14 protein-coding genes are annotated in these 13282 nt (G+C 62.8%); 5 read left to right on the forward strand and 9 right to left on the reverse strand.

Going from position 1 to position 13282, the window contains the following annotated elements; translation table 11 throughout:
• Positions 1-6 precede the first annotated feature (6 nt).
• The 5 genes from motB to flhD form a co-directional block, all read right to left on the reverse strand.
• Complete coding sequence (gene motB, locus ASD58_RS01000; RefSeq protein WP_057259146.1) at positions 7-957, reverse strand: flagellar motor protein MotB; 951 nt, start codon at positions 955-957, stop codon at positions 7-9.
• Between the two features lie 18 nt (positions 958-975).
• Positions 976-1836 (reverse strand): flagellar motor stator protein MotA, encoded by an 861-nt coding sequence (motA, locus tag ASD58_RS01005; protein ID WP_057259148.1) that lies wholly within the window; start codon positions 1834-1836, stop codon positions 976-978.
• Positions 1837-1931: 95 nt separating this feature from the next.
• On the reverse strand, positions 1932-2684 hold the full coding sequence (locus ASD58_RS01010) for a class I SAM-dependent methyltransferase (protein ID WP_057259150.1): 753 nt from the start codon (positions 2682-2684) through the stop codon (positions 1932-1934).
• A 150-nt stretch (positions 2685-2834) separates the two neighbouring features.
• A complete protein-coding gene (gene flhC / locus ASD58_RS01015; protein ID WP_057259152.1) occupies positions 2835-3383 on the reverse strand; it encodes a flagellar transcriptional regulator FlhC in 549 nt (182 codons plus the stop codon).
• 11 nt (positions 3384-3394) lie between these two features.
• The gene (flhD, locus tag ASD58_RS01020; RefSeq protein WP_055936061.1) at positions 3395-3712 is read right to left on the reverse strand and encodes a flagellar transcriptional regulator FlhD; all 318 of its coding nucleotides are present in this window, start codon (positions 3710-3712) and stop codon (positions 3395-3397) included.
• A 603-nt stretch (positions 3713-4315) separates the two neighbouring features.
• On the opposite strand from flhD, the gene kynU reads away from it, so the two are divergent.
• The 5 genes from kynU to ASD58_RS01045 all read left to right on the forward strand — a co-directional run bounded on the left by kynU (position 4316) and on the right by ASD58_RS01045 (position 8296).
• A complete protein-coding gene (kynU, locus tag ASD58_RS01025; RefSeq protein WP_057259154.1) occupies positions 4316-5554 on the forward strand; it encodes a kynureninase in 1239 nt (412 codons plus the stop codon).
• Positions 5555-5562: 8 nt separating this feature from the next.
• Positions 5563-6402 carry a tryptophan 2,3-dioxygenase gene (gene kynA, locus ASD58_RS01030; RefSeq protein WP_057259155.1) on the forward strand — a complete coding sequence of 280 codons (840 nt, stop codon included), beginning with the start codon at positions 5563-5565 and terminating at the stop codon, positions 6400-6402.
• Positions 6399-7046: a ribonuclease gene (locus ASD58_RS01035; RefSeq protein ID WP_057259157.1), complete on the forward strand. Its 648-nt coding sequence runs from the start codon at positions 6399-6401 to the stop codon at positions 7044-7046. The genes kynA and ASD58_RS01035 overlap by 4 nt, the downstream gene beginning before the upstream one ends.
• A complete protein-coding gene (locus ASD58_RS01040; protein WP_057259159.1) occupies positions 7043-7588 on the forward strand; it encodes an alpha/beta hydrolase in 546 nt (181 codons plus the stop codon). Before ASD58_RS01035 ends, ASD58_RS01040 begins: the two co-directional genes overlap by 4 nt.
• Before the next feature lie 117 nt (positions 7589-7705).
• Positions 7706-8296: a CHRD domain-containing protein gene (locus ASD58_RS01045; protein ID WP_057259160.1), complete on the forward strand. Its 591-nt coding sequence runs from the start codon at positions 7706-7708 to the stop codon at positions 8294-8296.
• On the opposite strand, the gene ASD58_RS01050 is transcribed toward ASD58_RS01045, so the two are convergent.
• From ASD58_RS01050 to ASD58_RS01065, 4 genes are all read right to left on the reverse strand, one after another.
• Complete coding sequence (locus ASD58_RS01050; RefSeq protein WP_057259162.1) at positions 8293-8736, reverse strand: carboxymuconolactone decarboxylase family protein; 444 nt, start codon at positions 8734-8736, stop codon at positions 8293-8295. The genes ASD58_RS01045 and ASD58_RS01050 overlap by 4 nt on opposite strands.
• A 90-nt stretch (positions 8737-8826) precedes the next feature.
• Positions 8827-9867, reverse strand: a complete 1041-nt coding sequence (locus ASD58_RS01055) for a diguanylate cyclase (protein WP_229209860.1) — start codon at positions 9865-9867, stop codon at positions 8827-8829.
• 35 nt (positions 9868-9902) lie between these two features.
• Positions 9903-10760, reverse strand: a complete 858-nt coding sequence (locus ASD58_RS01060) for an RNA polymerase sigma-70 factor (protein ID WP_057259164.1) — start codon at positions 10758-10760, stop codon at positions 9903-9905.
• On the reverse strand, positions 10757-13282 hold the full coding sequence (locus tag ASD58_RS01065) for an ATP-binding protein (protein ID WP_057259166.1): 2526 nt from the start codon (positions 13280-13282) through the stop codon (positions 10757-10759). The genes ASD58_RS01060 and ASD58_RS01065 overlap by 4 nt, the downstream gene beginning before the upstream one ends.

Raw genomic sequence — 13282 nt, forward strand, 5'->3', positions numbered from 1 at the left:
AAGCCTCTATTTCTTCCCTGCCGGCTCGGCCGGTGCCGGTGCCGCTGCCGCCGCGGCTTGCGTCGCTTCCGTATCGAGGCCGACTTGCAATTTGCCGCCGTCACGCAGCACATTCTCCTCGGTCCTCTTGTTCATCACAATAATGCTGATGCGGCGATTGATCGGGTTGAATGGATCCGCGCGGTCAAGGTGGGCGGCGCTGGCCAGGCCCACCACGCGCAGGATCTTATTGTCGGCCAGTCCGCCATGCAGCAGCGCGCGGCGCGAGGCATTGGCACGGTCGGCCGACAGTTCCCAGTTACTGTACCCCGTTTCGGTGAAATACGGCGTGGAGTCCGTGTGGCCGGAAAGGCCAATCTTGTTTGGAACATCATTCAGCGCGGGCGCGATGGCTTCCAGGATCTCGCGCGCATACGGCTGCAGGTCGGCCTTGCCGGCGTTGAACATGGGGCGGTTCTGCAAGTCGACGATCTGGATGCGCAAGCCTTCGCTGGTGAAGTCCAGCAACAGCTGCTCCTTGAACTTTTTGAGTTCGGCATTGGTATCGATGGTCATTTCGATCCGGGCGCGCAGCGCTTGCAGGCGCGAGCGCTCTTCCGCCTCCATCGCTTTCTTGGCGGCATCCAGGTTATAGGTCTTGCTCTGGGCCGGATCGTCCGTCATCTTGACCTGGCCGGTACGGCGCGACAGATCGGAACCACCGCCCTGGATCACCGAGGAACTGTCGCCGCTGCCCGAGCCGCCTTGCATGGCGACTTTCAGCGGCGTCTTGAAGTACTCGGAAATGCCGTTCAGGTCGCCCTTGGTAGTCGAACCGAGCAGCCACATCAGCAGGAAGAACGCCATCATCGCCGTCACGAAGTCGGCGTAAGCGATCTTCCAGGCGCCGCCGTGGTGGCCGCCCCCGCCTTTCTTGATCTTCTTGACGACAATAGGCCGCAGGCCTTCTTCAGCCATGGCAGGTCCTCGCTTCCATTACTTCGACTTCGATTTCTTGATATGTTCTTCCAGCTCGGAGAAGCTTGGGCGCTCGGTAGAGTACAGTACCTTGCGGCCAAATTCCACGGCCAGGGCCGGGGCATAACCATTCAGGCTGGCCAGCAGCGTGACTTTCACGCACTGGAACATCTTGGTCGACTCTTCCAGCTTCTGTTCCAGCAGGCTGGCCAGCGGGCCGACGAAACCGTAGGCCAGCAAGATACCGAGGAAGGTACCGACCAGCGCGTGCGCGATCAGCATGCCCAGCTCGGACGGCGGGATGCCCACCGATTCCATGGTATGCACCACGCCCATCACCGCCGCCACGATACCGAAGGCCGGCAAGCCGTCGCCCAGCTTGGCGATGCAATGGGCCGGCACATGGCCTTCCTGGTGGTGGGTGTCGATCTCGTTGTCCATCAGGTTCTCGATCTGGAAGGCATCCATATTCCCCGACACCATCAGGCGCAGGTAATCGGTCATGAACTCGATGATGTGGTGGTCTTCCAGCACCGCCGGGTACTTGCTGAACAGCGGGCTGTCTTCCGGCTTGTCGATATCGCCTTCGATCGACATCAGGCCTTCCTTGCGTACCTTGGACAACACGTCGAACAGGAGCGACATCAGCTCCATGTACAGGTCCTTGGTATAGCGAGAACCTTTGAACAGGGTCGGCAGCGCGGCCAGCGTGGCCTTGATGGATTTGCCGTTATTGCCGACAAAAAAAGCACCGAGGGCGGCACCGCCAATCATCAGCAGTTCCAGCGGCTGGAACAGGGCTGCCAGGTGGCCGCCGGACAATGCGAAACCACCAAACACGGCGCCGAGGACAATGATGTATCCGACAATGACTAACAAGCGCGCAGACTCCCCGAAAGCTAGTTAAAAGCAATAATATTCCACAGTGGAACTACAATAACGTGAAGACGCCTCTGCGGCAAGGAAAACTGCCTCTAAAATGCTCTTATATAAAGGAGCGGACCACCCTCTGTGGTGCGGATGGTCTTGATGCCGTTTGCAGCAGGAATTTCAAATTCATAACTGGCAAGCAAACTACCGGCCCGCATCTCGCGCTGGGCCTTGCTCCACAAGGCCGGCATGGCAGCCGGCGACAGGTAAGCAAACACCAGGTCATATTCTGCAAAATTTAACTGGTCATAGTCGCCACGCAAGAATCGCGCGCGGCTGCCGGACAAGACGGCACGCAGCCGCGACAGCAGCCACGGCACCGGCGCCAGTTCGATGCCCATCACTTCCGATTCCGGCCGCGCACCCGCCAGGTGCATGGTGAAGCCGCCAAGGCCGCTGCCGATATCGATGATGCGCAGCGCCCTGCCCTGCGGCAGTTCGGCCTGGACGGCGCGCCACACGGCGGGGCTCGACGGATAGTAAGGGACTTGTGTGCGGTAGGTCGACCAATACCAGCCCAGCAACACCAGGAAGGCGGCTGCGGCCAGCCAGGGCGGCAGATGCAGCGCAAGACCCGCCAATAAGGCGATGGGAAACAGCAGCTGGATCGGCAGCCACCAGCGCGCCAGGCCAACTTTCCAGCTGATGAGGGCAGCCAGCAAACCTTGCAGCAGTGCGGCCTGCAGCAGCGTCAGGCCATGGCCGAATGATTCAAGCGCAACAGCCAGCGCGGCGCATGGCAGCAGCGCGCCGGCCTGGACCAGCAGCGCCTGGAAGGCGGGAGTTCTTGAAATCATGGCGGAAGTATACCGGGGCCAGCGCCTCTGGCATACCGGTGCCTGCCCCTGCGGGTCAGGCACCGCCTTGCCGGTTTATGGCAACTGCCTGGCGCAGCGGGGATAAACCGGTAAACCGGTGTCAGACCCACAGGGTCTGACACCTTACATTCAAGCGGCGACCGCTTCGGCGGCATCCTTGGCCTTGCGGGTCTTGCCGGCACGCGAAGGCATGTGGCACAGGCCGCACTTGTAGTCGCGGTTGAGGTCCATGGCGTCGACTACGAACTTGCCTTTGCAGCAAGTGCAAGGCTTGAGCTGCAGCATTTTGCTGCCTGCGAACTTGACCAGGGTCCAGGCGCGGGTCAGCGAGAGCAGTGGCTCTTCGCCAGCAGCCGGCGGCATTTGTTCCAGGTAGAGCTGGTAAGCCTTCATCACAGCATGGATGCCAGTGGCGCCTGCGTGTTCGACCAGGAAGTTATGGATATTCATGAACAGCGACGAGTGGATGTTCGGCTGCCAGGTCAGGAACCAGTCGGTCGAGAAAGGCAGCATGCCCTTCGGCGGCGACACGCCCTTCAGCTCCTTGTACAACTTGAGCAGGCGCTCACGCGACAGCGAGACCTCGGTTTCCAGCAGTTGCAGGCGGGCGCCCAGGTTGATCAGCTCGATAGCCAGCTGGATTTCCTGCGCCTCGGTCACCACACTCTTCTTGCTCATGGCGTCGCTCCTTAAGCGATTTCTTCAACAGCCTGGCCGGCCATCAGGATGGCGGCGTGGGACTGGGCCAGGGAACGGTCCTTGTTGTAGTTGGTCAGCATGCCGAGGATGGCGCTGTCGTCGAAGCGGAAGCGGGCCAGCATCATGTTGCCGCCCGCCAGTTTCAGGATCTGGGCGTTGCTCATGCCTTCGATCAGATCGGCGATATCGGCCGAAATGCCCAGGCGGAAGATCGCGGTGACTTTGTCGGCGCGGATCATCTGCTGCGCCAGCATCAGGTAGCTCAGGTTCGCGTCGCGGATTTCAGCCATCATGTCGTTTGCGGTCATGTCCATCTCCAGTCAGTTTCAGCTTGCAACGCAATTTTCGTTGCTGGTGAGATACATTCTGCTGGAGACGCGATAAAGCGCAAAGAGGCGGCACTCTGTATTTTGGGTCGGAAATGGGCGAAGTGACCCCGTAGGATTTTGTCCTACAGAGGGCTGCCCATAGAGGGGCAACGCCAGTATTGGCGCGGGTTTGCGGGGCGTTCGGTCTCGCTGAAAACACAGGAGCCGAAGGTAAAAATGCGATATCGCTGAGATGCTTTTTTGCGACATCTGAACTGGTAACGGCAGGGTTTTGGCGAACTTTAGGGTTCTGAGCAAAAAATTTTAAGTTTTTTTCACTCGTTCCAAACTGCCGAACAGCAAGCCTTTTACCGGGCTTCTAAAAACGGTAACGGCAGGGGTTTGAGGAACTTTAGGGTTTTTTGAAAAAAATTTTGAAAATTTTTTGATTCTTTATAAATCAATGGCTTACAAACCAAAACCGATACGCGGCGGCGGCGTGCGGGTGTCAGACCCTGTGGGTCTGACACCGGGGTACCGGTTTTAGGAGGCTAAAAGGTTGCTACAATCTCACTTTGTTTAAGTCTCAAGGAAAGCGCCCACATGATTTCCCGTTCTGACTGCCTGGCCCGCGACGCAGCGGACACCCTGGCGCCGCTGCGCGAGCGGTTCGACCTGCCTGCCGGGGTTATTTATCTCGATGGCAACTCGCTGGGCGCCCGCCCGAAAGCCGCCCTCACCCGCGCCACCGAAGTGATCGCCAAAGAATGGGGCAAGGACCTGATCACCAGCTGGAATACCGCCGGCTGGTTTGAAATGCCCAAACGCCTGGGCGACAAGCTGGCGCCGCTGGTCGGCGCCAGGCAAGGGGAAGTGGTCGTCACCGACACCACCTCGATCAACCTGTTCAAGGCCCTGGCCGCAGCACTGCACGCGCAGGCGCACACCGGCCGCAAGGTGATCATCACCGAACGCTCCAACTTCCCGACCGATATCTATATGGCGCAGGGCCTGACTTCCTGGCTCGACCGCGGCTATGAAGTGCGCCTGGTCGACAGCCCGGACCAGCTCCCCGCCGCCATCACTGGCGATGTCGCCGTCGTCATGCTGACCCACGTGAACTACCGCACCGGCTACCAGCACGACATGGCCGCCACCAGCGCCCTCGCCCACCAGCACGGCGCGCTGATCGTGTGGGACCTGTGCCACTCGGTCGGCGCAGTGCCGCTCGACCTGCACGCGGACGGTGCCGACTTCGCTGTTGGCTGCACTTATAAATACCTGAACGGCGGCCCCGGCTCGCCTGCCTTCATCTGGGTTCCGGGGCACGGACAGGATAAATTCAGCCATCCGTTGTCCGGCTGGTGGGGGCACGCCAACCCGTTCGCCATGGCGCCCGACTTCGCGCCGGCCAAGGGCATCGGCCGGGCGCTGTGCGGCACCCAGCCGGTCACCTCGCTGGCAATGGTGGAATGCGGCCTCGACGTCTTCGCGCAAACCACCATGGATGCGGTGCGCAGCAAGTCGCTGGCCCTGACCGACCTGTTCATCGCCCTGGTGGAGCAGCGCTGCCCGAATCATCCATTGGGCCTGGTGACGCCGCGCGATCACGTGCGCCGCGGTTCGCAAGTCAGCTTCACCCACCCCCATGGCTACGCCGTGATGCAAGCACTGATCGCGCACGGCGTGATCGGCGATTACCGCGAACCGGAAATCATGCGCTTCGGCTTCACGCCGCTGTACACCAGCTTCGCCGACGTGTGGGATGCGGTGGAAATCCTGAAGCAGATCCTGGACGATAAAGCCTACGACATCACTGCCGCCCGCGGCGCAGTAACCTGAGACCCGACATGACCGAAGAAAAAAAAGACGCCGCCTGGCACGGCGCGCAAATGGACTTCTCCAGGTCCATGAGCTATGGCGACTACCTGGGCCTGGAAAAGATCCTGAACGCGCAGCACCCGCTGTCGCCCAACCACAATGAGATGCTGTTCATCGTGCAGCACCAGACCAGCGAATTGTGGATGAAGCTGATGCTGCACGAACTGCATGCCGTGGTCGACCACCTGCGCCGCGACGACCTGCCACCGGCCTTCAAGATGCTGGCCCGCGTGGCGCGCATCATGGACCAGCTGGTGCACGCCTGGGACGTGCTGGCTACCATGACGCCGCCCGAATACACGGCGATCCGCCCTTACCTGGCCTCGTCCTCCGGCTTCCAGTCGCACCAGTACCGCGAAATCGAATTCATCCTCGGTAACAAGAATGCCAATATGCTGGCAGTGCACCAGCAGGCGCCGGAGGCCCATGCCCTGCTCGACGCGGCCCTGCACGCGCCATCGCTGTACGACGAAGCGATCCGGCTGCTGGCGCGTAACGGCCTGCATATCGACGCCGGGCGGCTGGACGGCGACTGGACCCAGCCGACCGTGGCCAACGAGTCGGTCAAGGATGCCTGGCTGGAGGTGTACCGCGACACCACCCGCTACTGGGCGCTGTATGAACTGGCGGAAAAGCTGGTCGACATGGAAACCGCCTTCCGCTTCTGGCGCTTCCGCCACGTGACCACGGTGGAGCGCGTGATCGGCTTCAAGACCGGCACGGGCGGCACCGCCGGCGTCTCCTATCTCCGGAAAATGCTGGATGTGGTACTGTTCCCGGAATTGTTCGCTTTAAGGACCGCCTTGTGAAACGCTTGCTCGCTGCCTTGCTGGCTGCGGCCTGTGCGCTGCCAGCCATGGCACGCGACGACCGCCCCGGTGTTTTCGATTATTACGTGATGTCGCTGTCCTGGTCGCCGGAGTACTGCGCCGGCCGCGGCGGCGGCGACCCGCTGCAATGCGCCACCGGCCGCCAGCTTGGCTTCGTGCTGCACGGCCTGTGGCCGCAGTTCGAGCGCGGCTACCCGGAAAGCTGCGGCCGCAGCAGGATTTCAAACAGCCTGCGCGACCAGTACGAATCGCTCTACCCTTCGCCGAAACTGCTGTTCCATGAATGGAACAAGCATGGTTCCTGCTCCGGCCTGCAGCCGCAGGATTACCTGGCGTTGAGCGCAAAGCTGCGCGACAGTCTGAAGATGCCGGCCGCCTTCGCGCGCCCGCAGCAGCCGGTACGCCTCACGCCGGGCCAGTTCGAAGATGAATTCCACAAAGCCAATCCCTGGCTGGCAAAAGACTCCGTGCTGCCGGTGTGCGGTTCCGGCGGCCGTTTCCTGCGCGAGGCACGTGTGTGCTTTGCCAAGGACGGCAAGTCCCGCAGTTGTTCGCAAGAAGCCATCGCCTACTCGCAGAAGAGCTGCGGCCAATCGACCTTCCTGATGAAGAACGTGAAATGACCGTTTTGACCCTGGCCGGTTTGTGGAATTCCGGCCCGCAACACTGGCAAACCCACTGGGAAAAGCAACACGGCTGGACGCGTGCCCCGCACCGCGACTGGGAAACTCCGGACCGCGAAGAATGGGTGCGCGAGCTGGACGCCGCTATCGCTGCCTGCCCGCAAGCACCGGTGCTGGCGGCGCACAGCCTGTCCTGCACCCTGGTGACCTGGTGGGCAGCGGCCCATCGCCATGATGCGGCCCGGCGTGTGGCTGGCGCCTTCCTGGTCGCGCCCAGCGATGTCGATGCGCCGAGCTACCCGGACTGCACCACCGGCTTCCAGCCGATGCAATTGGCGTCCCTGCCGTTTCCCTCCGTCGTGGTGGCCAGCGAAGACGATATCTACGTCAGCACGGAACGGGCGCGCCAGTTTGCGCAAGCCTGGGGCAGCCAACTGCACCTGATCGGCGCCGCCGGGCATATCAATGGCGATGCCGGCTACGGCCCCTGGCCGGAAGGCGAAGCCTTGCTGCTCGAGTTCTGCCGCAGGGTCCAGCGTTAAGCGTGCGCCATCGAAGGTGCGCTTGCAGCGACAATAAGCGCGCTGTACTGCGCGCCTGCTTGCAATTACACGGGGGGAACCGTTATCGCGGGCTCGCGAACATTGAGGAGCCACCGAATGGGAACTCATCTGAAAAAGGGGCTGGCGACGCTGGCCTTGATTGCCGCTTGCGGAGCAGCGCAAGCTGATCCACTTGTCTTTAACGCCTCACTCAGCGGCGCGGCGGAATCTCCGCCAAACGCGTCGGCAGCCACGGGCGATGTGACCGTGCTGTTCGATATCGACAACCATTACATGACCATTGCAGCCAGCTTTACCGACCTGGAAGGCCTGAGCGGTGCTGCCCACATCCATTGCTGCACGGCCGTACCAGGCGATGGCAATGCGGGTGTCGCCACCATGCTGCCGACGTTTACCGGCTTCCCGGCGAACGAAACCAGCGGCAGTTATGCCTCGTTCTTCGACACTTCGCAGGCATCGTTCTGGAACCCGACCTTCCTGGCCAATAACGGCGGCAGCACGGCCGGCGCCGAGGCTGCGTTATTGGCCGGGCTGAATGCCGGCGCCGCGTATTTCAACATCCACTCGAACGTCTACCCGAGCGGTGAAATCCGCGGCTTCCTGGCGGCGCCGATTCCCGAGCCGGCACAGATCCTCATGCTGCTGGCCGGCTTGCCCTTGCTGTTACTGCGCAAGAGGGAAAATTAGCGAGGAATCGGGTTGCGCGACGCCACGTTCAGCATGTTCCAGGAACGGATGACCGCAACCACGAAGCCCAGTTCCGCGATCTCTTCGGCGGAGAAATGCTCCTTGACACGGGCGAAAGCTGCGTCGTCGGGATCGCGGACTGGAATCGCATTGATCAACTCAGACCATTCCAGCGCAGCGCGTTCGCGCTCGCTGAAGAATGGCGCCTCGCGCCAGCCAGCCACCGCATTCACATGGCGCGGATCGACGTCCATCTTCAGCAAATCCTGGTAATGCATGTCGATGCAAAAGCCGCAGCCATTGATCTGCGACACCCGCAGCAGGACCAGGTCCACCAGCTTCTTGCCCAGCAGTTCGCGGTTCAGGCCATTCGACAGCGCCAGCAGGTTCTGGAACGATTTCTGGGACAGTTGGAAGTAGTTGTAACGCAGGGTGCTCATGGAAAATCCTTTCGGTCTGATGGTGAAAACCGCACTGTGCGGCCCTCTTATCCATTAGACGGAGCAGCCTGCCGGTTTGTGACAGCCGGCTTAAAGATTTTTTTCCGCCTGGGCTGGAAAGCTGCAAACCCGGTCGCGCCCGGCGCGCTTGGCGGCATACAGGGCAGCATCGGCCCGCTGCAGGAATTCGCCAAGCGACTCGCCCGGCTGGTGCTCGGCCACGCCGGCGCTGATCGACACTTCCATGGCCGACAGCGCCCCTTCGAAGCGCATGGCGCGCACTTCGCTGCGCACCCTTTCGGCAAATTGCAGGCTGTGCTGGAGGTCGAGCTTGGGCAGGAAGACGGCAAATTCATCGCCGCCGTTACGCACCGCAATGTCGATGCGGCGCGTGTGGCTGTTCAACAGGCTCCCTATGCGCTGCAGCACCAGGTCGCCCACCAGGTGGCCGTGATTGTCATTGATCTGCTTGAAGCGGTCGACATCGAAGACCAGCAGGCCTACCCGTTCGGCCGCGTCGCGCTCATGCTGTTGCAGCAAACGGGCGGCGGCATCTTCCATATAGTGGCGTGTATACAGGCCGGTCACGGCATCGCGCACCGCCAGCTGGTAGTATTTGGAGCGGTCTTTTTCCAGCGCGCTGTTGTCCAGCTGGGCGCGCCGCAAGTCTTCATAGGCCGACAGCAGTTTCCGGTGCACCTGCTCCAGTTCCTGCTGCTGGCGCGCTTCGATGGTAACGTCTTCATAGATCGTGACGAAGCCGACCACCCGGCCCCGTTCATCGCTCATGGGTCGCCCGGTCACTTGCAAGACCGTGCCATTGGCGCGCGTGCGCCGGAACCGGTGCGGCACGAACTTGCGCGCCAGGTCGATACGGTCGCGCACCTGGGCGTCCGGATCGCCCGGCCCGAATTCGCCGCGCAGGGCATTGAAACGGAACAGGTCTTCCAGCAGCACCCCGGGCTGCATCAGGCTGTCCGGGAAATCCAGGCATTGGCAAAAGCTGTCGTTCCAGAACCGGAATTGCAGGTCGCGGTCGATGATGGACATGCCGACCGGCAGGTATTCCATGGCGCGCAGCAGTTCCGCCATGCCAATTTGCATGCCACGCTCGCGAGTTTCACTTAACATGTCCGGACCCTCCGCGGCGTACCTGCCTGCTAACGTCAGTTAAGAATATGCGCCAACTTATCCGGGTTGCGCACCACATAGATGCCGGTGATGCGCTGGCCGTCGCTGGCAAAGCCCTGCGCCGATTCCAGCACCCCGTCCACGAAGCGCAGCAAGCCCGGTTCGCCATTGACCATGGCGGCACGGTATTCGATGGCGCCCAGCTTGTGCATGCCGGCGTACAGCGCTGCAATCTTGTCCGGATCGGTGATGACGATGCCGAAGGACTTGACCTTGCCGCCGCCATCGCCCACCAGTTCCATGTCTTCCGCCAGCAAGGCGCGCACAGCCGCCTTGTCGCCGCTGGACGAGGCTTCCACGAAGCGCTGCAATAGCTGGCGGTGGGTGTCAGCCGGGATGTCGAAGCGCGACTGCCCCTGCTGCACACGGTCGCCGGCCCGGCTCACCATCTGGCGGCACGCGGCTTCCGACTTTCCAAGCTGTTCAGCCACCTCGTCGTAATCGTAGTCGAACACCTGGCGCAACAGGAAGGCGGCGCGCTCCTCGGGACCGAGGCGCTGCAGCAGCCACATATACGCCAGCGACAAGTCGCTGGCGCGTTCGGCCTGGGCTTCCGGCGTTTCCTCGTCGATCGCGACCAGCGGTTCGGGCAGCCACAGGCCCTCGTAGGCTTCGCGTTCTGCGATGGCGGCGCGCAGGCGGTCGATGGAAAGCCGCGTCACTACCGTCACCAGCCAGGCCTCGGACGACTGCACGCCGCTGGTATCGGCGCCCTGCCAGCGAATCCAGGCGTCCTGCACCACGTCCTCGGCATCGGCACGCACGCCCAGCATGCGATAGGCGATGGCAAACAACCGCGCGCGATGCGCGGCAAAAGCGATTGGATCATTCATGACGCAGGACTATACCCGACCTTGTGCACTTTCAGCAGCACCTCCCGCAATTCGCGCACGCGCGGCGGCTTGCTCAGCACTTCGTCCACGCTGGCCGGCTTGGCATCCACGTCGCCTTCCGGAATCAGGCGCTGGCCCCAGCCGGTGACCAGGATCACCGGCGTATTGGGCGACAGCTCCTTGATGCAGCCGGCCACCTTGCGGCCGTCGACATGCGGCATGCCCAGGTCGCTGAATACTGCATCGAACGGCAGGCTCGATTCCATCGAGGCGCGGAATTGATCGATGCCGGCGGCGCCGCCGTTGGCCGCCACCACGGTGTGGCCATCGCGCTGCAGGATGGTGGTCATGGAGGCCAGCACGGCCGGGTCGTCGTCGATCACCAGCAGGCGCATCGGCTCGGCTACCGCCACAGTCGTGGCCGGGGCTTCCAGCGGCGGCATGGCCAGATGCGCCTGCGGCAGCGGGAAGGCCAGCGACACCGTGGTGCCCTGGCCGATCATCGATTCCACCTGCACCACGGCGCTGTGGCGCTCCGCCATCGAGTTGACGGTGGCCAGCCCCAGGCCGCTGCCGCGCTCGCCCTTGGTGGTAAAGAACGGGTCGAGGCAGTGACGGCGCGTCGATTCGTCCATGCCGACGCCGCTGTCCACCACGTCGACGATGGCATGCTCGCCGGTGCTGCGCGTGCGCAGGGTCAGCGCGCCGCCTTCCGGCATGGCGTCGACGGCGTTGAACACCAGGTTGGTCAGCGCTTCGCGGATTTCCGGTTCCGAGCCCATCACGGACGGCAGCCCCGGCGCCAGCTCCAGCTTCATGGAGATCACCACGCCGCGCTGCTGTGGCATGTCGCTCCAGCGCGCCCGCGTCAGGTCGGCCACCTGCTGCGCCAGCACATTCAGGCTGACGCTGGTGAGCTCCATCTGCGGTTCGCGCCGGCGGTACAGCTCGCGCATGCGCGCCACCGTTGCCGCCACGTCGTCGATGGCGCGGGCGATCACTTGCAGGTTGCTGCGGCCGCTGGCACTCAGGCCGGTTTCGGTTTCCAGCAAGGTCTCGGTGTACAGCGCCACCGGGGAAATGGCGTTATTGATGTCGTGCGCAATGCCGCTGGCCATCTGGCCCAGGGCCCGCAAACGTTCTTCACGCGTGACCGACTGCTGCGTGGCATGCAGGGTGTGGTAGGCCTGCTGCAATGCGCCATACAACTGCGCCTGACGCGCCGCCAGGGCCGCGTGTTCGCTCAGTTGGCGCAGGAATTCGCATTCGCCGCTGGAGAAGGCATTCGGGATGGTGCGCGCCACGGCCAGCACGCCGAACACCACGCTTTCCGCTTGCAGCGGCGCCAGCACCAGGGAATTCAGGCCGCCGCGCGCCAGCCGGTGCGGGAAGGGAAATTCGCTGCCGCTAATGTCCGGCTCGTACACCAGTTGTCCCTTCACGCAGCGCGACAGGCCGTTATTGTCGATCGACACCTGGGCGCCTTCTTTCAGCGCCGCATCGCCCGGCAGCAAGGCATTGCCCAGGCCGACGCAACTTGCCTCCAGCACACCCTCCTGCAGCAGGAACACGCAGGCAAAGTCCACCGGCAGCTGGTCTTCCAGGCTGCGCACCAGCACCTGCAGGATGCTGCGCAAGTCCTGCCGCTCGCCGATCGAGCGCGTCATCTGGTGCAGCAGGCTGAGCCGCCCGAGCTGGGCCTGCACTTTCAGTTCGGCACCATGGCGCACTGCCATCTCGTCGTGCAGGGCGGCGTTAACGTTGACCAATTCGTCGCGCGACACCGTGGTCGAGCGCAACCGTTCAGTCATGGCATCGAAGGCGCGCGCCAGGTCGCCTACCTCATCGACCGCCTTCATATTCATGCGGAAATCCAGCTTGCCCGAGCCCACCAGTTCGGCGCCGCGCCGCAGCCGTTCCAGCGGATGCGCCACGCTGCGGATGGTCAAGGCCAGCGCTCCCAGCACGGTCAGCGCCAGCAGCAATCCGAGCGCCGCCGCCACGGCCGTGGCGTTCTGCTGCGCACTCAACACGCCCTGGCGGCTGCGGCGCGCCAGCTCTTCGGCATCACGGATCATGTCCTGGGTGCGTGACATCAATTGGCCGAACAGGCGCGCTTCCAGCAGGTGCAGCACTTCGGCCCGCTCCGGCGTGGCCCGCAGTTCCTGCCGCACCAGCAGCAACTCGGAAAAGTGCCGCGCCAGCAGGGGCAGATTTTCCTGCAGGTCGTGCAGCAACTGCGATTCCTCCGCCTCCCGGAACAAGTCGTCGCGCAGCAGCAGGCCTTGCAGCGAATCCTTGCGCAACTGCCACTGCACATGGGAGCGCCGTTCCTGGGTTTGCGCATATTCCAGCGACAGGTAGCGCAGCGCCACCACGCCGCTGACGATTTCGCCGGCGCGCTCGTTGCGCTGCAGTTCCTGCCTGACCTGGCGCGTGGCGCCGATCATCAGCAGGATCGCCAGCGCCACGCCGGCCACGCACAGCCACTGGGCCCACTTCAGGCGAGTAATGATTTTCAT

Source organism: Duganella sp. Root1480D1 (assembly GCF_001427305.1).
Lineage (GTDB): Bacteria > Pseudomonadota > Gammaproteobacteria > Burkholderiales > Burkholderiaceae_D > Rugamonas.